The 21,060-nt window shown below is 61.4% G+C and carries 19 protein-coding genes; 7 read left to right on the forward strand and 12 right to left on the reverse strand.

Features of this window, described 5'->3' with window-relative positions:
- Position 1 precedes the first annotated feature (1 nt).
- From BV911_RS11080 to BV911_RS11105, 6 genes are read left to right on the forward strand one after another with little or no spacing between them, the layout of a single operon-like run.
- A complete protein-coding gene (locus tag BV911_RS11080; protein ID WP_240512220.1) occupies positions 2 to 1,435 on the forward strand; it encodes a carbohydrate ABC transporter permease in 1,434 nt (477 codons plus the stop codon).
- Between the two features lies 1 nt (position 1,436).
- Entirely contained in the window at positions 1,437 to 2,516 is a 1,080-nt protein-coding gene (locus BV911_RS11085) for a carbohydrate ABC transporter permease (protein WP_086053681.1), read from the forward strand.
- Positions 2,513 to 3,610, forward strand: a complete 1,098-nt coding sequence (locus tag BV911_RS11090; RefSeq protein ID WP_086053682.1) for an ABC transporter ATP-binding protein — start codon at positions 2,513 to 2,515, stop codon at positions 3,608 to 3,610. Before BV911_RS11085 ends, BV911_RS11090 begins: the two co-directional genes overlap by 4 nt.
- Positions 3,607 to 4,656: a Gfo/Idh/MocA family protein gene (locus BV911_RS11095; protein ID WP_086053683.1), complete on the forward strand. Its 1,050-nt coding sequence runs from the start codon at positions 3,607 to 3,609 to the stop codon at positions 4,654 to 4,656. Before BV911_RS11090 ends, BV911_RS11095 begins: the two co-directional genes overlap by 4 nt.
- 1 nt (position 4,657) lies before the next feature.
- Positions 4,658 to 5,662: a Gfo/Idh/MocA family protein gene (locus tag BV911_RS11100; RefSeq protein ID WP_086053684.1), complete on the forward strand. Its 1,005-nt coding sequence runs from the start codon at positions 4,658 to 4,660 to the stop codon at positions 5,660 to 5,662.
- Positions 5,659 to 6,726: a Gfo/Idh/MocA family protein gene (locus tag BV911_RS11105; RefSeq protein WP_086053685.1), complete on the forward strand. Its 1,068-nt coding sequence runs from the start codon at positions 5,659 to 5,661 to the stop codon at positions 6,724 to 6,726. The genes BV911_RS11100 and BV911_RS11105 overlap by 4 nt, the downstream gene beginning before the upstream one ends.
- A gap of 32 nt (positions 6,727 to 6,758) precedes the next feature.
- Here the strand turns inward: BV911_RS11105 and BV911_RS11110 are convergent, their stop codons facing one another.
- From BV911_RS11110 to BV911_RS11125, 4 genes are read right to left on the reverse strand one after another with little or no spacing between them, the layout of a single operon-like run.
- Positions 6,759 to 7,640, reverse strand: coding sequence for a polysaccharide deacetylase family protein (locus BV911_RS11110; protein WP_086053686.1), 882 nt, complete (start codon positions 7,638 to 7,640; stop codon positions 6,759 to 6,761).
- Positions 7,634 to 8,386: an aspartate/glutamate racemase family protein gene (locus BV911_RS19990; protein ID WP_086053687.1), complete on the reverse strand. Its 753-nt coding sequence runs from the start codon at positions 8,384 to 8,386 to the stop codon at positions 7,634 to 7,636. The genes BV911_RS11110 and BV911_RS19990 overlap by 7 nt, the downstream gene beginning before the upstream one ends.
- Before the next feature lie 15 nt (positions 8,387 to 8,401).
- A complete protein-coding gene (locus tag BV911_RS11120; RefSeq protein ID WP_086053688.1) occupies positions 8,402 to 9,280 on the reverse strand; it encodes a polysaccharide deacetylase family protein in 879 nt (292 codons plus the stop codon).
- Positions 9,277 to 10,782 (reverse strand): amidohydrolase family protein, encoded by a 1,506-nt coding sequence (locus tag BV911_RS11125; RefSeq protein WP_086053689.1) that lies wholly within the window; start codon positions 10,780 to 10,782, stop codon positions 9,277 to 9,279. Before BV911_RS11125 ends, BV911_RS11120 begins: the two co-directional genes overlap by 4 nt.
- A 13-nt stretch (positions 10,783 to 10,795) precedes the next feature.
- Here BV911_RS11125 and BV911_RS11130 point away from each other — a divergent pair, with 13 nt between their 5' ends.
- On the forward strand, positions 10,796 to 11,977 hold the full coding sequence (locus BV911_RS11130) for an extracellular solute-binding protein (protein WP_086053690.1): 1,182 nt from the start codon (positions 10,796 to 10,798) through the stop codon (positions 11,975 to 11,977).
- Here BV911_RS11130 and BV911_RS11135 read toward each other — a convergent pair.
- From BV911_RS11135 to BV911_RS11170, 8 genes are all read right to left on the reverse strand, one after another.
- Entirely contained in the window at positions 11,972 to 12,925 is a 954-nt protein-coding gene (locus BV911_RS11135) for a carbohydrate kinase family protein (RefSeq protein WP_086053691.1), read from the reverse strand. The two genes, BV911_RS11130 and BV911_RS11135, sit on opposite strands and share 6 nt — an antisense overlap.
- Positions 12,922 to 14,085, reverse strand: a complete 1,164-nt coding sequence (locus tag BV911_RS11140; RefSeq protein WP_086053692.1) for an SIS domain-containing protein — start codon at positions 14,083 to 14,085, stop codon at positions 12,922 to 12,924. Before BV911_RS11140 ends, BV911_RS11135 begins: the two co-directional genes overlap by 4 nt.
- Complete coding sequence (locus tag BV911_RS11145; RefSeq protein WP_168184047.1) at positions 14,082 to 15,113, reverse strand: ABC transporter ATP-binding protein; 1,032 nt, start codon at positions 15,111 to 15,113, stop codon at positions 14,082 to 14,084. Before BV911_RS11145 ends, BV911_RS11140 begins: the two co-directional genes overlap by 4 nt.
- Positions 15,110 to 16,093 carry an ABC transporter ATP-binding protein gene (locus BV911_RS11150; RefSeq protein ID WP_205963845.1) on the reverse strand — a complete coding sequence of 328 codons (984 nt, stop codon included), beginning with the start codon at positions 16,091 to 16,093 and terminating at the stop codon, positions 15,110 to 15,112. The genes BV911_RS11145 and BV911_RS11150 overlap by 4 nt, the downstream gene beginning before the upstream one ends.
- Complete coding sequence (locus BV911_RS11155; protein WP_086053695.1) at positions 16,090 to 16,944, reverse strand: ABC transporter permease; 855 nt, start codon at positions 16,942 to 16,944, stop codon at positions 16,090 to 16,092. The genes BV911_RS11150 and BV911_RS11155 overlap by 4 nt, the downstream gene beginning before the upstream one ends.
- Positions 16,941 to 17,858: an ABC transporter permease gene (locus BV911_RS11160; RefSeq protein WP_086053696.1), complete on the reverse strand. Its 918-nt coding sequence runs from the start codon at positions 17,856 to 17,858 to the stop codon at positions 16,941 to 16,943. The genes BV911_RS11155 and BV911_RS11160 overlap by 4 nt, the downstream gene beginning before the upstream one ends.
- An 84-nt stretch (positions 17,859 to 17,942) precedes the next feature.
- Positions 17,943 to 19,472, reverse strand: a complete 1,530-nt coding sequence (locus tag BV911_RS11165; protein WP_086053697.1) for an ABC transporter substrate-binding protein — start codon at positions 19,470 to 19,472, stop codon at positions 17,943 to 17,945.
- 33 nt (positions 19,473 to 19,505) lie between these two features.
- Positions 19,506 to 20,948, reverse strand: coding sequence for a chlorohydrolase family protein (locus tag BV911_RS11170; RefSeq protein WP_086053698.1), 1,443 nt, complete (start codon positions 20,946 to 20,948; stop codon positions 19,506 to 19,508).
- Between the last annotated feature and the right edge of the window lie 112 nt (positions 20,949 to 21,060).

A 21,060-nucleotide genomic window follows, 5' to 3' on the forward strand; every position in this document is an offset into this window, starting at 1 on the left:
GATGGCGCCGGCTGCACTTTTGCTTTACGCGATCTGCCTGTTGTGGATCGTCGGTGGCTCTGTCTGGCTGCTGGCGCGTCGACGGTATGGGGTGCGCAACGTCGGCGAATTCGCCATGGATCTGCTGGGTTTTCCGGTTGAGATCGCCCAAAGCCTCTGGGGACGCAGCGGGGTTCCCTATGCGTTCCTGTTGCCCAATATGATGATTTTCGGCTTTTTTACCTTCGCGCCGATGCTGCTGAATTTCTGGGTCTCGCTGACCGGCGGCGATTCAATCGCGCTGTTGTCCCGGCCCTTCATTGGCATCGCGAACTACCGCGATATTTTCAATTGTTCTGACATGCTGGTGCCAAAAACCTGCAGCAATGCCGGGTTCACCTTTTGGACCGGCATGTTCAACACGCTGTTCTTTGTGTTGATTCAGGTGCCCGTCATGTGCGCCGTGGCCCTGATTACGGCTTTGGTTGTGAATAAATCGCTGTCGGGGCGCGGGTTCTGGCGCGCGATGTTCTTTTATCCGGTGATGCTGTCGCCGGTGGTGATCGCAAATATCTGGAAGTGGATCCTGAACCGGAAGGGCATTCTGAATGCCGGTCTGGACAACAGTGCCGAGACGGTGACGGCATTGGCCGGGATGGCGGGTTTCGACATTTTCGCGACCATTCTGTTCGCCGTCCTGCTGCTGATTTGCAGTGAGCGGGCGTTGCGCGCGGGGGCTGAGCCTTCCATGTTATGGGCCGCGCTGTTTTCCCTGTTGTTTGTGGCGGTCGTCGTCTGGGCCGATCCGCTGCAATTGATCTGGCAGACCGATACCCGCCTCAGCCTCTATCCGGCGCTGATCCTTGCCGGGGGGCTGTTATGGCTGGTGTCGACTGGGCGGCGGTTGGCGCGGGCGGCGATCGTGGGGCTGGGGGTGGTTGCGGTGTTGTTGCTGCTGACCATTCAGTTCGATGCGGTCTTTGATTTCAGCGATTTCCGGCCGGTGAACTGGTTGGTGACGCCGCGCACCGGTTGGCCGTTCTTCTGGCTGATCTTTGTATTCACCTGGTCGCATATGGGTTTCTATATGCTGATCCTGCTGGCCGGGCTTCAGGCGATCCCGTCGGATCTGTATGAAGCGGCCAAAATGGATGCGGCGCGGCCATTGCGGGTGTTCTTTCGGATCACCCTGCCGCTGGTTATGCCGACCTTCACCGTCGTGCTGGTCTTGTGCCTGATCCGCAGCTTTCAGGTCTTCGATGAGGTTTGGCTGCTGACCGGCGGGGGGCCGGGGCGCGAAACCTTCATGGTGGTCCAGAACATTTTCGAAGTGGCGTTCGCGTCGGACAACCCAGATTATGGCGAAGCAGCGGCTGGGTCGGTGCTGATGGCAGTGGTGATCGCGGTGTTCACCTTCTTCCAGTTGTTCGTCACCCGTCGCCAGTCGGAGTTCTGATATGACCCGCATCGTCACGTTTCTGACCAGAACCAAGGGCTCTGCCGACAAGGCGCACCGCTTTGGCGCACAAGATTATCTGGCTTATGGCTATCTTCTGCTGGGGGTGTTGATCATCCTCATCCCGGTGTCATGGACCTTGCTCAGCTCGATCAAATCCGAAGAGGCGCTAAGCGGGTTCGATACGCGCCTGTTGCCCTATAGCCAGATCGTGAAAGACATTCCCGGCATTGGCGAGAAACCGATCTACACCCTGACCGAGGATGGCCAAACCCAAGAGGTCTTTAAGCAGGGGCCGACCCGACGAGTGACCGAGGTGTCACCGGTGGCCAATCCTGAGACCATCCTAGAGGTGCCCCGCACCGAATTGAAACCGTCCGAGGAAATCCGGATTGCCACTGAAAATTACCTCAATCCCCTGCTGCAACGGGGCGATCAGAAGTATTTTAATTTCAATCTGCTGCTTTGGAATACGGTCTTTGTCACGGTCACGGCGACACTGATCACCCTGCTGATCAACTCTATGGCGGCGTTCGCCCTGTCGAAATATCGGTTCCGGGGGCGGTTGACCTGCACCATTCTAATCATCGCCACGTTGTTGATCCCGTCGACGATCATCCTTGTGTCGCTGTTTTTCGTTGTCTGGTCCTTTGGCATCTTCGGCTCGCTCTGGGGGGTGATCATCCCTGCGGCGGCGACCCCCACGGGGGTGTTTTTGCTGCGGCAGTATATGCTGACCATCCCCGATGAATTGCTAGAGGCCGCCCGGATGGATGCGGCCTCGGAATGGCGGATCTATTGGCGCATCGTGTTGCCTTTATCGCTTCCTGCCTTGTCGGTTCTGGCGATCTTGTCGGTGATCTGGCGCTGGAATGACTTTCTGTGGCCGCTGATTGTTCTGATCTCGGACCCCAGCCAGCACACCATTCAGATCGGATTGACGACCTTCTCGGGCGAGTTCAATACCGACCAGAACTATATTCTGGCGATGACCGTGGTCTCGCTGATCCCGGTGACGCTGGTCTTTGTCTGGCTGCAACGCTTCATCACAACCGGCATTGCCACGACGGGGCTGAAATGACCAAGGCGCTTGAACTGAACGGGATTCGCAAATCCTTTGGCGAGACAGAGGTCATTCACGGGATCGATCTGGCCATCGACGAGGGCGAATTTGTGGTCTTCGTTGGCCCATCAGGTTGCGGAAAGTCCACCCTGCTGCGGCTGATTGCGGGTCTGGATGACCCGACCAGCGGCGACATTATGCTGGGCGGAAAACGGGTGAATGCGGTGCCAGCAAGCGAGCGCGGCTTGTCGATGGTCTTTCAATCTTACGCGCTGTACCCGCATATGAGCGTGCGCAAGAACCTGTCCTTTGGCCTGGAAAACCTGCGGATGACCCGGGCCGAGATTGATCGGCGCGTCACCCACGCAGCGCAGCTTTTGCAGATCGACATGCTGATGAATCGCAGGCCGGGGCAATTGTCCGGCGGACAGCGCCAGCGCGTGGCGATTGGCCGGGCGATTGTGCGCGAACCGGTCATCTTCCTGTTTGACGAACCGCTGTCCAACCTCGACGCCGAGTTGCGCTTGCAGATGCGGGTCGAAATCTCGAACCTGCACGCGCAGTTGGGCAATACCATGATCTACGTCACCCATGATCAGGTTGAGGCGATGACAATGGCCGACCGGATTGTCATTCTGCGCGGCGGCAAGGTCGAACAGATTGGCAAGCCGCTGGACCTGTATAATCGCCCGGTCAACAAATTCGTGGCTGGCTTTATCGGGGCGCCGCAGATGAACTTTTTGCGGGGCCGGATCGCGGGACCGGCCGGGGCGGTGACCGTTACATTGGACTCTGGGATGATCCGAACATTGCCGCTGGTTGCAAGTGCAGAGGACCAAGCGGTGACCTTGGGGCTGCGTCCCGAAGCGATTGACGTATCGGTGGACACCCCCGGCGACATGACCGTCACGGTCCGCAATTTCGAACAGCTTGGCGCCATCACCTACATCTACACGACATTCGACAATGGCGAGCCGTTGACCGTTCAACTGGCACGTCAAATTTCCCTAACGCGCGGCCAGAAGATTGGTGTGAGCTTCCCGCAGGATGCCTTCCACATTTTCGCAGGCGAGGCCGAAACCGCGCTTCTCATGAAGGAGACGAGTTTATGAAAACTGCACTGATTGGCTTGGGCATGGTCGGCGGCACCTATGCGGACGCCTTGTCGAACTTGGCTCCAGATGTGACCCTGAGCGGGATTTACGCTCGGAGTTCCGACAGCCGTGACGCGTTTCTGCGCGAATTCGCCGCCAAACTTCCCGAAGGATGCAAGTCTTACGGGTCGATCGATGAGATCGCCGAAGACCCCGATCTGGATTTCGTCATCCTTGCCACCCCACCAAATGCCCGGCTGGATATTGTCCGGCGTCTGGTTGCGGCCGGGAAGCCGATCCTGATGGAAAAGCCGGTAGAGCGGACGTTGCCCGCTGCGGTCGAGATTTGCGACCTTTGTGACGCTGGCGGGGTGCCGCTTGGGATCGTGCTGCAACACCGGATGCGGCCGTCGGCGCAGCGACTGGCGGCGCTTCTGGCTGATGGATCGCTCGGGGCACTGGCCGCAGTCGAGGCGCGGATTCCGTGGTGGCGGGCGCAATCCTATTACGACGAACCCGGGCGCGGCAGCTATGAACGCGATGGCGGCGGCGTGCTGCTCAGTCAGGCGATTCACCCGTTGGACCTGATGCTCAGCTTGACCGGTCCGGTCGACAAAGTGTCGGCGCTGGCGGCGACGACGGCCTTGCATAACATGGAATCCGAAGACTTCGTGTCGGCGGGGGTCACCTTTGCCAATGGGGCGGTCGGATCGATCTTCGCTACGACGGCGGCATTCCCCGGCCGCTCGGACGAACTTGTGTTCTATTGTGCCAACGGGACAGCGCGGCTGCAGTCGGACTTGTTGGAATTGGATTGGCAGGACGGCCGCAAGGACGTGTTTGGCCAAGACGCCCCCTCAGGGGCAGGGGCCGATCCGATGGCCTATTCGTCGGAACGTCACCGCGCCCTGATTGAGGATTTCGCAACCTCGCTGCGCGACCAGCGGCCCTCTGTGGTCACCGGACGCGATGCATTGATGGTACATGGCCTGATCGAAGCCATTGAAATCTCGGCGCGTGACGGCAAAACCGTCGCGGTACGCAACATGACAGGCGGACAGTGACATGACCATCAAACTGGGAATTCTTGGCATCGATCACGGCCACATCTTCGGCATGTTGACCAATATGCTGGCCGAAGGCTGCACCTGTGATCACTGGTGGAGCGATGGCGCCGCCGTCACCGAAACCAAGTTCCGTACGCAATTTCCCGATCTGAGCCGGGTGGATGACCGGCGCCGCATTCTGGACGATCCTGCGGTTCAAATGGTGTTGATCGCGGCTGTCCCTGAAGACCGTGCCGATCTGGCGATCGAGGCGATGGAGGCGGGCAAGGACGTGATGGTCGACAAGCCCGGCTGCACCACCGCTGCGCAATTGGAGCGGATCAAAAGCTGCGTTGCCAAAACCGGCCGGATTTGGTCAGTTAATTTTTCCGAACGGTTTCAGGTGCCTGCCGTGGCCAAGGCCGAAGAATTGGTTGCGGCGGGGGCGATCGGACGGGTGGTGCAAACCGTCAATCTTGCCCCACACAAGAAGAACTTGAAAACCCGGCCAGACTGGTACTTTCAGCGCCAGCGCTATGGCGGGATCCTGTGCGACATCGGCTCGCATCAGATCGACCAGTTCTTGCATTTCACCGGCTCGACCGAGGTCAGCATCGGTCACGCGCTGGCGGAAAATACGTCGCTGCCTGAGCATCCCGGCTTTCAAGATTATGGCGAGATCACGCTGGTCGGCGATAAGGGCCACGGCTTTGTTCGGGTTGACTGGTTCACCCCCGATGGCCTGCCGGTATGGGGCGACGGACGGCTGTTCCTTCTGGGCACCGAGGGCACCATTGAATTGCGCAAATACACCGATATCGGTCGGCCGCATGTGGCCAATACCCTGTTTCTAGTGAACGGAACCGAGAACCGGATGATCGCGTGTGATGATGTGGCTCTGCCCTATTTTGGCCGCCTCATTGCCGATGTGCAGGACCGGACGGAAACTGCGGTGACGCAGGCGCACACCTTCCTGACCATGGATGTGGCGATCAAGGCGCAGGAAAAGGCCGACGCCAATTGAGATGGTCGGTTGCCATAGTCGGTGCCGGGATCGGGGCTGAACATTTGGCAGGCTATCGGTCGCATCCGGCGCGATTTCGGGTGCGCTGTATCTGCGACCGGGACGAGGCGCGCGGGCGGGCATTGGCGGCGACGGTGCCGGGGCTTGATTGGGTCGGCGATATGGATGCGGTGCTGCGCGATCCCGCCATCGATCTGGTCGATATCTGCCTGCCGCCGCATCTGCATTTCGCGGCGACCATGGCCGCGCTTGCCGCCGGAAAGCATGTGATTTGCGAAAAGCCCATCGTCACCAGTTTGGCCGAAGCGGATGCCGTTAAGGCCAAATCGGCAGAAACGGGGCGGACGGTCTTTGGCGTCTTTCAATATCGCTATGGGTTGGGCACGGCGCAGTTGCATGCGTTAATCGCGGCGGGCCTGACGGGGAAGCCCTTGGTCGGCACGCTGGAGACCCACTGGAACCGATCTGCCGCCTATTACGACATTCCGTGGCGGGGGACGTGGGCGGGGGAACAGGGCGGCGCAATCTTGGGCCATGCGATCCACAGTCATGATCTGCTGACCAGCGTCTTCGGCCCGGTGGCCTCGGTGCATGCCGAACTGGCGACCCGGGTGAATACGATTGAGGTCGAGGACTGCGCTGCGCTTGCCCTGCGGATGACCAGCGGTGCGCTGGTGACCAGTTCGGTCACGCTGGGCGCGGCCGAGGATACCAGTCGTCTGCGCTTGGTCTATGATCGGCTGACGGTCGAAAGCGATCATGCCCCGTATCAACCTGCGGCCAAGGCATGGACGTTCACAGCGCGGGCACCGGGGACGCAGGCGGCCATCGATGCCGTTCTGGCCCAAGTCGGACCGCAAGAGATCGGGTTTTCTGGCCTGTTTCAGGCGTTGGCCGATGCGCTGGATGGCGACACCACCGCCTTGAATGGGCCGGTCACCTTGCAGGATGGGCGCAACGCCATCGAATTGGTGACCGCCGCCTATGCCTCGTCCCGGTCCGGTGTCCCGGTGCAGTTGCCGCTGACTGGCGACCACCCTTTGTACGGTGGCTGGATGCCCTGACGCGCCCGGCCACCGGGTCAGACCCGGTGCGCTCAGACGGCGCGGGCCGGGTCCGCTTCGATATGGGCCGCAATGTCCCCCGGCGTGGTCAACCACACATCGGGATGGCCGGCCGTGATATGCCGCAAGGCGCGGGTCAGTGCGGCAAGGCGAAAGGGTTGGCCAGAGATGAACGAATGAACCACGATCGACATCACCAACGGGGTGTCCTCGGCCGCGAGGCGCAATTCATCAAACTCATCAATGATCATCTTTGAGAAGGCGTCAGCGGTGGTCTGCCGGCCAATGATCGTGGTGGAATCGTTCAGTTCCAGTGCGTAAGGCAACGCCAAAAGCGGCCCGGTTTCGGTGGTCAACCAGACCGGCTGATCATCCAGCCTGAGGTCCAGAAGATAGCGATACCCGGTCTGTTTCAACAGATCGACCGTGGCCTCGGTCTGGGCCAGCCAAGGCGACGACCAGCCGCCGGGCCGATCGCCTTCCGCACCCTCAATGCGGGCGGCGACGGCCTCAAGATAATCGGCCTCGGCGGCGCGATCCATCCCGACCAGCGTGTCGGAATTGCTGAGGCCGTGTCCGACGATTTCGCAACCGGCAGCGCGGGCGTGGTCGGTCAAATCGGGGGCGCTGTCATAAACGTCGGTGTTCAGCAGGATGCTCAACTGCACACCAAGGGCCTTGCAGCGGTCGATCAGACGGAAGCCCCCCACCCGATTGCCATAATCGCGCCAAGAGGTGTTGACGTAATCTGGTTTCGGCGCACCGGGGAAAATGTCCTCGGTCATGCCGGGGCCGAAATTGTATTCCTCCACCCCCATGACCACGTAGACGGCCAGCCGTTTGTTGCCGGGCCAGCTGAATTTCGGCCGCCGGGTGATTGGCGAATAAGCGTAGCGGGTTTGGCGAGTCAGCATGGGTTTTCCTTGGGCATCAGATGCGCAAATTCGGCATCAATCGGCTTGATCAGGGGGCGCGCGAAACTGCCCCCGCGTGCGGTTGACAGATGACAACGGACCAGCATTTCAGCCATGCCAACAGCGGTGGCGACGCCGTCGATCACCGGCACATTTAGGCTGGCCTGCATCGGGGCGGCGTGGTGGCCGATCCCGGCACAGCCCAAGATAATGGCCTCAGCGCCGTCGAGGTCAATCGCACGGCGTGCCTCGGCGGTAAGGGTGTCAATCACCGTGGCCTCTTCGGTGTGTCCGTGCAGGACGGGCAGATCGACCGCCCGGATCGGCAGGCAGCGCCCGGCCAGCCCAAGCCCAAGGTTCGCCACGACGCGGTGGGCATGCACCCGGGTGCGGGCGGGCAGGGTCACGATGGAAAAGTTCTGCGCCACAAGGGCCGCGGCCATTAGCGCGGCCTCGGTCATGCCGATGACCGGCACACCCGCCGCTTCGCGCGCGGCGGCGAGGCCCGTATCGCCGAAACAGGCGATGACGAACGCATCAATGGGCTGATCCTTTAGCCGAGCGATTTCCGCCAGCACACCGATGGCGCCGATCGCCTCGTCAAAGCTGCATTCGATTGAGGGAACGCCCTGAGCGGGTTCGCTGACGGTAATGGTGGTGCCCGGGGCCGCGACGGCCTGCGCGGCGGCAAGATCCAGCGCCGACAGCGCCTTGGTGGTGTTCGGGTTGATGATGTGGATGTGCATGGGGGCTTTCTGTCGTCAGGCCAACTGGGTTAGCCAAGTCTGTGCAATGGCGTCGCGGCGGGCAATCCATCCGTTGCGGCGGGAAATGTGCTCAAGCAACGCTTTCAGGCCGCCGATCCGTCCGGGGCGACCGATGATCCGGGTGTGCAGCCCAACGGTCATCATCTTCGGCACGTCCTCACTGGCCAGCCAGTCGAAGGCATCGCAGCAATAGCGGGCGAAGTCTGCGCCATGGACAAAGCGCCCGGTGTTGAAGAACTGCATGTCGTTGGTATCAAACGAATACGGCAGGACCACATAGCCGGGATCACGGTGCAGAATTGTCGGCAGATCGTCGTTATAGGCGTTGCTGTCGTATAGAAATCCACCCTCTTCCATCAGCAAGCGCCGGGTCTGGGGCGACGGGTGGCTTTTGACATGCCAGCCGCGGGGCCGGGTGCCGAGGATGTCCTGAAAGGTGTCGACGCAGCGCTGGATCGTGGCCCGTTCTTCGGCCTCGTCCATGTGGTTGTGATGCTGCCAGAGCCAGCCGTGGCACATGGCTTCGTGCCCGGCGGCGATGGCATGGCGGCCTAGCCAAGGGGTGCGGACCAAGGCGCGACCGCAGAGGTTCAGGGTCAAAGGCACGCCGTATTCGGCAAACAAGCGGGCGATGCGCCAGTACCCGGCGCGGGGGCCGTATTCGAAATGGCTTTCCATGCAGAAATCGCGCTGGCCGATCACCTCGTCCACCACCTCATAGGCGGATTCGTTGCGATCATCGCCCGATGAGATGGCCCGTTCGGCGCCTTCTTCGATGTTCAGCACAAAGGAGACGGCAACAGGGGCATCGCCGGGCCAGACCACCCGCGGCGGGCACGCGCCATAGCCAAGGAAATCACGTCCGTCCGTCATCGCCCGATCCGCCGTTCCATGCCGACATCGGTGGCGAATGCTAGACGCACCATTTCCCTATAGGCGGGCTCCAGTTCGGCGGCGCTGTCGGTCAGGGCTTGGGCGGCGGCGCGTAACCCCGGTTCCTGCGCCCGCAACTGCCGCAACAAGGCTGACTCGTCGATGGTGGTCAGAACGCCGTCGCGCAGAACGACCTTGCCTGCCACAATCGTATGGCGCACCGAGGCCCCGGATTCGCACAAGACCAGTTGGCGGCGGATGTCGTGCAGGGGCCGGTAGGGCGGGGCATCCAGATCCAGAACCGCGAAATCGGCGGCGGCCCCGACTGCAATCCGGCCCAAGGGGGCCGGACGGCGCAAAACCTGATTGCCGCCGTCCCACACTGCCGTCAGAACCTCGTCTGCTTTTGGCCATCGCGCCGGGTCGGGATCGGTCAGGGCATGGACGGTGGCCGCAGCTTTCATCGCGCCCCACAGGTTGTGGCTATCATCGCTGATGGCCTCGTCCGTGCCAAGGCATAGCGGGATGCCCGCATCCCGGAGGGCACGGAACGGCATTACCCCACTGCCGAGGCGCATATTGCACACCGGATTATGCGCTACGGTTGCCCCAGACTTGGCCAAAAGCGCGATGTCATTGTCATCCACCCAGATGGCGTGAATGACCTGCATGTGCTGGTCCAGAACACCCTCGTCATGGACATACTGAACCAGCGATTTGCCAAATTTGATGTCGCCCAGCACCCTTTGGGTTCGGGTTTCAAGAATATGGCAGAAAAATGGAAGATCGTGCTGATTGGCCAGCGCGCTTAGGGCCCGCAGGTAATCAGGGGTGGCGCGCTGCGGCGCCGAGCAGGATACCGCGGCACCGATGCGCCCGTCTGCTGCGCCATGCCAGCGCGAGATCAGATAATCATAATGCGCCAACATCCCCTCGGGGGTTTCCCGAGGCAACGCCCGCATCTTTGCCTTTTGGGCTTCGGTCAGCAGATCAGCAAGGAAGGGGTATTTTTCGTATTCGACGACCACAGGCTGATCGAGGCCGAGCGTGGCGCGCATCCCGCTATCAGCATAGGCCCCGGCGATGGCATCGATGGCTTGGGGTGTGGTCAGTGGCACGAAGAAGGCATCATCGGCGACGGTGGTGATGCCAAGGCGCAGCATCTCGGCCGCGCCAAGCAGGGTCCGCATGCGCAACAGATCGGCGTCTTCGGTGCCGCCCTCTTGCTGGGGGACTTCGTACAGCATGAACACCTCAAGCGGCAGCCCGTCGAGCGTGCCGCGCATCAGATTGCCCGGCGAGTGGACATGCGCATTGATCAGACCCGGGATCACCAACTGACCCGTGACATCCAAGATTTCAGCCCCCGGCACAATGTCTTGGGGCAGATCGGGGCCAATCGCTTTGATCCGGCCGCCTTGAACCGCTATGTCCGCACGTATCAGCGTGTCACTGGCCGCATCGGCCAGAACCTGACCGCCTTTCAGAATCAAATCATGCATAGAGGTTCCCTTCATGGATCGGTCGATCGCACCGCTGGATTTCACCCTTTGGAATGTCCAGCCCGCTACCGTCGAGGACAACCTGAGGCGCTTTCGGGGTGACACAGGTATTCAGGTCGATGCGCGGATTGTCGACGGGGCGTATCATCATATTTTGGGGGCGGAATTTGCCCAAGGTCAGGGGCCGGACGTGTTTTATGCGCAGCGCGCCGAAGCGGCGTTGTGGGGCGCAGAGGGCCACATCCTGGGCTTGGACCCGGATCATACCGCCCTTGCGCCGGTCATTGCCGGTATGGACCCGCGTCTTGTCGCCGGTGCCTGCGATGCGGACGGGGGGCTTCTGGGCCTGACCTATTACAATGGCGGGCCGTTCGCGCTGTTCTTGCGCGACGGCCTGACGGCACCGCGAACGTGGCGCGGCTTTCTTGATCTGATGCGGCGCTGCAAACACGAGGGGCTGTCGGACCATCCCTTTGTTCCGCGCTGGCATCAAAGCCAGACCGGACTGATCTGGAGCCTGCTGTGCCACCTGAGCACGGAAGGTGTGCAGGACCTGACTGAAGCTGGTGCGGCCGAGGTTGTCGCAGAGATTCTGTCGATCTGGGCGGCTCTGCTGGCCGAAGATTTGGTGCCGTCGGGTAGCTTGGACGATACCGGCGATCAGGCGGCGGTCACCCGCTGGGCAAGCGGTGCCCATTGCGCGACCTTCACCATGGATTATTTGGCCGATGACGTGTTTCGGCTGGCCGGTCGCGCCCTCGGTGTCCCGGTGGCATTGCCCGGCTCGAACGGGACTGCGCTGATGCCTGGGCATGCCTTGCTCTGCGTCCGTGCCGGGTTGAGTGGCCCCCGTCTGGAACAGGCGCTGGCGCTGATGGCATGGTTGGGGGGGCCGCAGGTGCATGCCCGCTGGTACAGCGCGCATTTCTTCCCGGTGGCCTTCCCAGTTTCCAAGGCTGACGTCACCGCGGCGGAACGGGTGTTTCCCCCCACCTGCGCACCGTCGGCCGTGGCCCGGATCATGGCGGACCGCGCCCACGCCGTGACCTCGCCGGTCACGCAGGACCGCCATGCTTTGGACTGGACTGCGGTCGCGGACACCCAGATACGCGCCGCGCTGCGCGACCCTGCCGCAGATCTGGACGCCGCCGCACAACGGGTGGTCGAGGACTGGCATCGGCGACATCCGTTATGACATCTCGGCAAGTCGGCGGGCGGCTTCTGCTGGGTCCAAGGCCAAGGCGGCGTCAGAGCCGCTGCATCCGATGACCATTCCGGCGGCAACGATGGCACGGCGCACGGCCTCAGCCGGGGGCATCCCCATCATCCGGCAGGCACAATAGGCACCGCCAAAGCTGTCGCCCGCGCCGGTCACGTCGGCGATTTGAACCGGGGGTACCGGGATTTCGGTGACGACCCCGTCAGAGGCCAACACGACCGATTGGCTGCCGCGCTTGATGATCGCCTCGCCAAAACCGGCATCGGTCAAGGCCAAAGCGGCCCCGTGCCAGTCGCCGCAGGCGATATGGGCGCTTTCCATTTCACTGGGCAACACCGCATCAGCCCCCGGCAGGCGGGCGGCCAGACCTGCGGCGTCCAGCCCCTTGGCGACATAGGGCGACGGATCCACCGATATGTAGCCCGATTGCGCCCGCAGCGCCGCCAGACTGCAGGGGCTGCGATCCCGGACTTGCGGATTCAAGTGCACCGCCTTCGCCGGAAGCCAAGCGGCCGGAATGTCCGACGCTTCGGGGGAAAAGTTGAGCAAATAATCCAGATAGGTGTCCGCATCGCCGGGATCCCCTTCGGACCCGATATGGGTCAGTCCGGTATTGCGGGGCAGGCAGCGGCGCGACCCGTCGGTCTCATAGACAATCCATTCCGTCAGATGCGGCAGCGGGACGTCGCGACAATGGACGTGGTCGATGCCAGCGCGGGCCAGCATCGCTTCGACGTCAAAATCAAACCCGGTCCCGCGCCGCAGAGTGACCCCAATCCGTGCCGGATCCAGCCAGAGCCGTGCGCCAGCCGCGGAATAAATCGCGTTGCCCCCCATCTGGGCCCGCCACGGCCCCGGGGTTGCAGGCACCACATGGTCAATGGTGACCTGACCAAGCAGAATCAGATCGGGGCCGCCGCTCACGCCAGTGCCGCCACGTCTTCGCGGATCAAGCTGTTTGAAATCAGCTCAAACCCATCGGTGCGTCGCAGTGGGATCGACGTGATCCCGGACAGATGCGCCATGTAGAGCACCACAAGCTGTGCCGGAAGGTGGTAGACCATGGGCGACAGAAGATCGCCAATATCGTCCGGCATGGCGAAATGGGCAAACGCACCGGACCCGTCCACGGACGCGGGCGCGACCAGCAAAGCGCGGCCACCCGCCCCAGCCATGCCGGACACGATTTCGGAAGCGCGATCTGCGGAATTGCCGGGAGGGGCGATGATGAACGCCACCGATTGTTCGCGCCAGTTGAAATAGGTCAGGAAATATTCCAGATGCGCCCATTCCTCTAGATCCTGATGGACACCGTTGATGGGCATCTGCTCGTGGAACTTAGCGGCGCTGTAGGCGGCGGTGCCGCGGCTGGGACCAGCGCCGAGGGAAAATACGGTATGTGCGCCGAGGATCTTTTGCGCCACATCCCGGGCCTGTTCGTCAATTGCCATTGCGGCTTGCGGCAGGCAGTCGATCGACCGGGTCAGATCGGCGCGCAAGGCCTGCGCGGTGTCGCTGGACAGATGGCCGCGCGCCACACCCAGCGCAATCCCGAAGTTGTACAGCGCCTGCAACACGGCGACGTATTCGGCGAAGTTCAAGAAACACCGGCCATAGGCTTCGGGGATGTCGGCAATGTCGCCAACGGGGCGGTGGACCACCGCATCGGCGCTTTTGGCCAAACGTCCTTCCATCGTGCCGGTGATGCCAAGGGTGGCCAGCCCGCGGCTTTTCGCAAGGGCCACACATTCCCGCGCTCGCGACGACGACCCGGAATTGGAGACGCTGACAATGACATCGCCGTCCGAGCAGACGGGCATTTGATACCGGGCCAACTCCATCGCGGTCAGGGCCTGCACTGGGATGCCTGTCCAGCGTTCCAAAGCCGGGGCTACCGATAGCGCGGCGAAATAGCTGTCACCCGATCCGGCGAGGAACAAGCGTTTCGCGCCAGCGATGTCTGGGTTTTCCAGCGCGGCGGCGACGGTCGCATCAATGGTCTCTGTCAGGGCTTCGAGGTTTAGCGCGGTCTTCATCGCGGTGGCAATTTCTTCGGCGTGCGGCGGGAATGGAAGCTGGGTCACGGAAGGAGGTCCTTTTCGGGCTCGGGAGTGTTCAGATGTGAGAGGCCGGGTGCAGCCGCATGGCAGGCCGCCATGTGGCTGTTCCCGAAGTGGGTCATTTCGGGGTCGATGCGCTTGCACATTTCCATGGCAATCGGGCAGCGGGTATGGAACCGGCAGCCCGGAGGCGGGAAGGCCGGGCTTGGAATATCACCGCTCAGCATCGGCACCTCGCGATCGGCTTCGATGGTGGGGTCGGGCGACGGCGCCGCGGCCAGCAGCGCTTTTGTATAGGGATGGCGTGGGTTGGTGGTGATCTCGGCGGCAGTGCCGATTTCCACCAGCTTGCCCAGATACATGACAGCCACCCGGTCCGCGAAGCTGAACACCCGGGCAAGATCATGGGAGATGAACAAATAGGTCAGCGAAAACCGGTCGCGTAAATCGTCAAACAACTTCAGGATCTGAAGCTGCATTGAGACATCCAGCGCCGACAGCGGTTCATCCGCGACAATGAAATCGGGCTGTACGATGACGGCGCGGGCAATGGCGATGCGCTGGCGCTGACCGCCGGAAAATTCGTGCGGGTAGCGGGCGGCAAAGGTCGGGTCCAAACCCACGGCCTCCAGCATCTCAGACACCTTGGTTCGGATCTGAGCGGTCGACTCGCTTGTGTGAACCCGCAATGGTTCGGCCAAGGTGTCGAAAATCCGCGCCTTCGGGTTGAGCGACGAATACGGATCCTGAAAGATCATCTGAAACCGGGACCGCGCCCGGCGCAATGTCTCGCCCGCCAAGGTCGTGATGTCCTTGCCGTCAAAGATCAACTCGCCGTGCGCAATCGGCGCGGTCCGGATCATGGCGCGTCCGAGGGTGGATTTGCCACAACCACTTTCACCAACAAGGGCAAGGGTTTCGCCGCGCTGGATCGACAGGTTCATATTGCGAACGGCTTGAACCACCGGAGCGGGCCCGCGTGAGAACAGGCCGCGGCGCATGTGAAATTCGACGGACAGGTTGCGGGCTTCGACCAGTGGGGGGTGGGTCATGACGCAGATCCGATCAGAGGATGAAAGCAGGCGACGCTTTGCCCGCCACCGCATTGGTCCAACGTGGGGATTTTGGTGCGGCAGATGTCGGTCGCGCGGGCGCAGCGCGGCGCGAAGGCGCAGGCGGTGATGGGAAGGGACGGATCGGGGGGCGTGCCAGGAATTGGGGTTTGCTCGCGAAAGGACACGTCAAACCGCGAGGTCGAATCCAACAGCCCGCGCGTATAGGGATGCGCCGGTGCAGAATAGAGGCGCGAGCTGGGCGCATCCTCGACGATGCGGCCGCCATACATCACCACAATCCGCTTCGCCACGCGGGCCAGCAGCGCCAGATCATGGGTCACCCAGATCATTGCCATGCCGATGTCGCGTTGAATCTGTTGAATGAGGCGGATGATGTCGGCCTGAACGGTGACGTCCAACGCCGTGGTGGGTTCGTCCGCAATTAGAAGTTTGGGCCGCAACGCCAGCGCCATGGCGATCATCATCCGTTGCCGCATGCCGCCCGAGGCTTCGTGCGGATGTTGGTTAACCCGCAGTTCCGGGGCGGGAATTCCCACCTGACGCAACAGTTCGATCGCGGCGTCTTTCGCCTCGGTCCGGCTCATGCCGCGATGGCGGCGCAGACCTTCCGAGATCTGCCGACCGACGGTCAGGACGGGGTTGAGGGAACTGAGCGGGTCTTGAAAGACGTAGGACACGGTCGGGCCCCGCAGCTTTTCCAGCTGGCGCTGCTTCATCCCGAGAATGGGATGGCCGTCAAGATCCAGCCGTGCGGCGGTGATGGTTGCCTGCTTTTCGTCCAGCAGTCGGGCAACCGACATCATCGCGACCGATTTTCCAGAGCCACTTTCACCGACAACCCCGACCACCTCGCCGGGGGCGAGCGTCAAGGAGACGCCGCGCACGGCATGGATGGTGCGGCCACCTTGGCTGAATGCAACCTTGAGATCGTCGATATCTAGAATTGGCGCGGTCAATTTCCGATCCTCGGATTGAAGCGGTCCTGAAGCCAGTCGCCGCATAAGTTTCCACCCAGCACTGTGATGGCGATGGCAAGGCCCGGCATTGCGGTCAGCCACCATGCGGTTTGCAAATAGGCGCGGCCGTCGTTCAGCATCACACCCCATGAGGGGTTCGCGCCGTCCACGCCGACCCCAAGAAACGACAGTGCTGCCTCTGCCAGAATGGCTTGAGCCATGGAAAAGCTGGCCACCACGATGATGGGCGACAAGGTGTTTGGCAGCACGGTGGTGCGCAGCAGGCGCAGCGTCGGCACGCCGACACTGATTGCGGCGTGAACATAATCTTGGGTTCTGACCGACATCACCGTGCCGCGCACCACCCGGGCGTAGTTGACCCATGCCCCCAGTGCGAGCACGAGAACAACGGGCCAAAAGCCGCCGCCAAATGTTGACAGGATAAAGATCGCCAGCAAGATGAATGGAAACGACAGTTGGGCGTTGATCACCACCGACAGGATGGAATCGACCCAGCCCCCGAAGTACCCGGCGACAATGCCGATGGTCGATCCGATGGCGGCCCCGACGATGACGGCGGCGACCCCAACTGCCAGCGAAATCCGGGACCCGTAAATGACCCGGGACAGCATGTCGCGCCCCAGATTGTCGGTGCCCAACGGATGTGCCAAGGATCCGCCCTCCAGCCACATCGGCGGCTGCATCCGGTCCAGCAGGCTGATCGCGGTGGGATCATAGGGGGCGATCATGGGGGCCAGCACGGCGCCAAGCGCAACAAACAGAAGGATGCCCGCACCGATGGTTCCCAACATATCCCGCTTTCCCGGGATCAGGCGACGCAGAACGCTCATGACAGTTTCACCCGCGGGTCGATCAAGACATACAGCAGATCGACAAGTAAGTTGATGACAACAAAGGCTGTTGCGGCAAACAAGACCACGCCCTGAACCAGCGGGAAGTCCCGTTGATAGACCGCGTTGACAGCAAGCCGCCCAACGCCGGGCCAAGCGAAGATTGTCTCGGTGATGAACGCGCCGCCGATCAGTTCGGCCAGTTCAAGACCGGCCATCGTCACGATGGGGATCATGGCGTTGCGAAAGGAATGCACCCAAAGAACAGTTCTTTGACGCAACCCTTTTGATCGCGCGGTGCGGACGTAATCAGCGTTCAACACTTCCAGCATACTGGCGCGCATGAGGCGGGTCAGGCGGGCGGCCGATTGCAGCGCAATGGTGATGGCGGGCAGGATAATATAGCTGACGCCGCCATAGCCGGACACCGGAAGGATTTTTAGATGCACCGCAAAGAATGCGATCAGCATCAGGCCGATCCAGAAATTCGGGGCGGATTGCCCGATCATCGCGACACTGGTTGCCAAAAAATCCCAGACGGAATTGCGATTGAGGGCGATGAAGATGCCCAGCGGAACCGCGATGACAAGGGACAGAATGAAGCCGGTAAACGCCAGTTTCAGCGTGGCTGGAAGGCGTTCCATGATCAGATCGCTGACCGCAGCCTGCTGGACAAAGGAAAATCCCAAATCGCCCTGCAGCGCATTGCCGATATAGCTGGTATATTGCACCAACAACGGGCGGTTCAGGCCCAGATACTCACGCAGTTGTTCTTTGGCTTCACGGGTGGCGTTTTCGGGGGCGATCAACTCCACCGGGTCGCCGGTCATATGTCCGACGATGAAGGTCGTGAAGGACACGATCAACAGGACGATGACGGCCATGGCAAGGCGTCGGATCAGGAACCGGAACATTTCGGGAGAATCCTTGTCGAAGGGAAGGGCCGAGCGGCGCCGAAGCGGCCGCTCGGCCTGTTGGTCTGTAAGCGGGGAAGGACCTTATTCCGTGGTCATCAGATAGGGCTCGACATAGTTGTCGGCCCGGAAGTCGTAGGTGATGTTGTTGGCTTTGCCGAAGACCACCGGCAGACGCCACATGTAGAGCCAAGGCGCGTCATTCCAGACCGTCTGCTGGGCCTCAAATTCCAGTGCCAGACGCGCGTCATCATCCAGTGTCTGTGCGGCTTCGTGCACCAGCGCATCATACTCTTCGTTACAATAGCCGGACGAATTGTCGACATGGCCGCAGGTCAGGATCACCAGTTCCACCGAGGGGTTGATCAGCGCGGCCCAGCCCATGAAGTAGATGCCTTTGGTGCTGCTGCCGGACAGCATTTGGCGGAATTGGCCAAGCTCGACCGCTTCAACCGTGGGCTCGATGCCGACTTGCTGAAGGTAGGATGCGACGACCTCGGACACTTCTTTGCCGCCGGCGAAGCGGGTGGAATATTGGATGGTCAGAGGAAAGCCATCGGCATAGCCAGCCTCTGCAAGCAGGGCTTTGGCCTTTTCGGGATCGTAATCAAACGCCGCCAAGTCCGGGTTGTTGTTGGGGGGATTGACGATCGACGGGATCGGCACGGTCTTGCCGTCAAGCAACGCCGTGATGATCGTGTCCACGTCGACGGCATGGTTCAGCGCTTGGCGGACCTTGATGTCCTTCAAAGCCGGTTGCTCGCCCTCAATGTTGATGCCCATGTGCATCTTGCGCAGGCCCTCAACATAGACCGCTTCGCTGATGTCACTGTCGGCTTGACCGGCGGTGTCGGGGGTGATGTCCACGATGACATCTGCGGTGCCAGCACGAAGTTCGTTCAGGCGGGACGATGTCTCTGGCACCACCCGGAACACCACTGTTTCGGCGTCAGGCGCGTCGCCCCAATAGGTGTCGTTCACAACCAAGGTCAGGCGGTCGTCGCGGTTCCATGAATCAAGCTTGTATGGGCCTGATCCGACCGGTTCAGAGGCCACCTTGTCTGCGGCGGTGTCGGTCAGATACTGGGGGGCGCCGATGAAAGCCTCGGCCAGCCAATACAGCATATTGACGGTTGGGGCTTCCGTAACCAGTTCGATGGTGTAATCGTCGACAACGTTCACCTCGATCAGGCCGGTCTGGTCGTGCAACTGTTGGACGGTTGCCCAAGGCGTGGTGTTCATCCGCTCCATGTTGATTTTGACGGCTTCGGCATTGAAGGGCTCGCCATTCGTGAACGTTACGCCTTCGCGCAGGTTGAACCGCCACGTGACGTCGTCGATCCGTTCCCATGAGGTGGCAAGCCGGGGTTCTGTGCTGCCATCGGGGGCGCGGCGCACCAGACTGTCGAAAATCGACCAGATCACGGACCCGGTGGGATGGTTGGAGTCCAGCATATGCGGATCGAGGCTGGTGATGTCATTGGCAGAAGCGATGGTGATGGTCTCGTTGTCCTGAGCCATGGCCGCAACGGGCACGGTGGCGGCCAAGGACAGAGCAATCGCCGAAGACAGCATCAACTGCCGGGCCAATCGCGATGGGGTGTGCAGGGTCATTTTTTTATACCTCTCTGTTGATGTTTTTTTTGGTTAGCTGCGTGCGGGCGGAAAAATCTGGGCGGACGTGTGTCCGCGCCAGTTGCGTTCGGTGTAGCTGTGTAAAAGCGTGTCAAATATACGCGCCATCTGGCCGACTGGATCGTCGGGCAGGGCGGCCACCGGGGCGAAATCCGTGACCGAGGCTGCGCCATTGACCCAGACGTGGCGCGCACGTTGGCCCGGCGGCATCAGAAACAGCGCTTCCAGCGGATCGAAGACCGGCTGGACCTCTGGTGCGGCCATATCCCATACGACGATATCACTTCTGTGGCCTGCCGCTAACCGTCCGATATCAGGCCGCCCGATGGCATCAGCGGCGCCAATCGTGGCGGCATGATACAAATCGGCGGGGTTGCATTCGGCCTTGCCGTCGATCCGGCCCATCGCCAAGCCCATCTGAAGGTTCATCAGCATGTTTGGTGGTGCCGTGTCGGTGCCGAGGCCGATGGCAATGCCGCGGTCTTTGAAAGCTCCGAACGATTGAAGTCGGCCACCGCCCCGTCCCATCACAAGGGGACAATGCACCACCACGGCCCCGCTGTCTGCCAGAAGATCGATATCGGCGCGCGTGAGATCTGGGTCGGCCTCGGGCCCACCTAGCGTGACCGCATGCGGCAGCAGTGCCTTGGGGCCGAGTGCGCCCAAATGCGCCAGATGCGCGATGGAGGACCGTCCGGATCGCGCCCAGATGATGTTCGCTTCGTGCAATGACTGGCAACAGTGCAGACGGAACGGCACGTCAAGGTCATTGGCGGCATCAACGGTGCGGCGGATCAGGTCGTCAGAGCAGGTGTCGATGGTCGAGGGAACCAACAAGCCCGAGATCAGCGGACCGAAGTCTTGGCAGTCGCGAATGAATGAGATGGCATCTTCCAAGCCGTGACGGCCCAAATCGTCCCGGGCGTACTGGCCAAAATCGCCGGTTCGCTCGACCACGTTGACAGAGCTTCGGAAACTGGGACCTAGGCAAAGCCGCAGGCCGATGTCTTGGCCGATCTGGGCGATGCTCTGAAACTCTTCGCCGCTTTCGGCCCAGTCCCGGAAAAGAAGTGAGGTGACCGGCAGGGCCGTCGTGATGCCCGAGGTCAGCAGTTGGGAGAAAACGATCCTGACCGAGGTTTCCCGGTCAACGGCGCTGAGAACGGTGGCGCGGTTGTTCTCGGCATAGTCCCGGCTCCATGCGGTGTCTCTTGGGTCGCGGGGAGCGCCGACGCCGAGGACGGTCGTGTCAACATCGGCGAGGGCATTCAAATCGACAAATCCCGGTGCGATCAACGCGCGTCCGCAATCGGTCGTCTTGTCTGCCGGACGATTGCTTTGCGGACCCACACGCAAGATGGTGTCGCCCTCGAACAGGACCTCGCCGTTGCGGATTAGACTGTGGGTGTTGCTGGTGCCATCCAGCACCCAAGAGGCGGTCAATTTTTCGATCATGGATTCTCTCGACTTGCGTAACCCGAACTGTTCGAGAACTTTCGGTTCGCGGCAAGAAAATTTTTTGCTTTGTAATAAAAAAAAGAAAACGAAAGTTGATGTGAAGAAAATA

Origin of the sequence: Pseudoruegeria sp. SK021 (genome assembly GCF_002119405.1) — a bacterium.
Classification (GTDB): domain Bacteria; phylum Pseudomonadota; class Alphaproteobacteria; order Rhodobacterales; family Rhodobacteraceae; genus Meridianimarinicoccus.

What these genes read in the sequence shown, in the direction of transcription:
- BV911_RS11080 (WP_240512220.1), top strand. Translation starts at nt 2, where the DNA reads ATGGCGCCGGCTGCACTTTTGCTTTACGCGATCTGCCTGTTGTGGATC.
- BV911_RS11085 (WP_086053681.1), top strand. Translation starts at nt 1,437, where the DNA reads ATGACCCGCATCGTCACGTTTCTGACCAGAACCAAGGGCTCTGCCGAC.
- BV911_RS11090 (WP_086053682.1), top strand. Translation starts at nt 2,513, where the DNA reads ATGACCAAGGCGCTTGAACTGAACGGGATTCGCAAATCCTTTGGCGAG.
- BV911_RS11095 (WP_086053683.1), top strand. Translation starts at nt 3,607, where the DNA reads ATGAAAACTGCACTGATTGGCTTGGGCATGGTCGGCGGCACCTATGCG.
- BV911_RS11100 (WP_086053684.1), top strand. Translation starts at nt 4,658, where the DNA reads ATGACCATCAAACTGGGAATTCTTGGCATCGATCACGGCCACATCTTC.
- BV911_RS11110 (WP_086053686.1), bottom strand. Translation starts at nt 7,640, where the DNA reads ATGCTGACTCGCCAAACCCGCTACGCTTATTCGCCAATCACCCGGCGG.
- BV911_RS19990 (WP_086053687.1), bottom strand. Translation starts at nt 8,386, where the DNA reads ATGCACATCCACATCATCAACCCGAACACCACCAAGGCGCTGTCGGCG.
- BV911_RS11120 (WP_086053688.1), bottom strand. Translation starts at nt 9,280, where the DNA reads ATGACGGACGGACGTGATTTCCTTGGCTATGGCGCGTGCCCGCCGCGG.
- BV911_RS11125 (WP_086053689.1), bottom strand. Translation starts at nt 10,782, where the DNA reads ATGCATGATTTGATTCTGAAAGGCGGTCAGGTTCTGGCCGATGCGGCC.
- BV911_RS11130 (WP_086053690.1), top strand. Translation starts at nt 10,796, where the DNA reads ATGGATCGGTCGATCGCACCGCTGGATTTCACCCTTTGGAATGTCCAG.
- BV911_RS11145 (WP_168184047.1), bottom strand. Translation starts at nt 15,113, where the DNA reads ATGACCCACCCCCCACTGGTCGAAGCCCGCAACCTGTCCGTCGAATTT.
- BV911_RS11155 (WP_086053695.1), bottom strand. Translation starts at nt 16,944, where the DNA reads ATGAGCGTTCTGCGTCGCCTGATCCCGGGAAAGCGGGATATGTTGGGA.
- BV911_RS11160 (WP_086053696.1), bottom strand. Translation starts at nt 17,858, where the DNA reads ATGTTCCGGTTCCTGATCCGACGCCTTGCCATGGCCGTCATCGTCCTG.
- BV911_RS11165 (WP_086053697.1), bottom strand. Translation starts at nt 19,472, where the DNA reads ATGACCCTGCACACCCCATCGCGATTGGCCCGGCAGTTGATGCTGTCT.
- BV911_RS11170 (WP_086053698.1), bottom strand. Translation starts at nt 20,948, where the DNA reads ATGATCGAAAAATTGACCGCCTCTTGGGTGCTGGATGGCACCAGCAAC.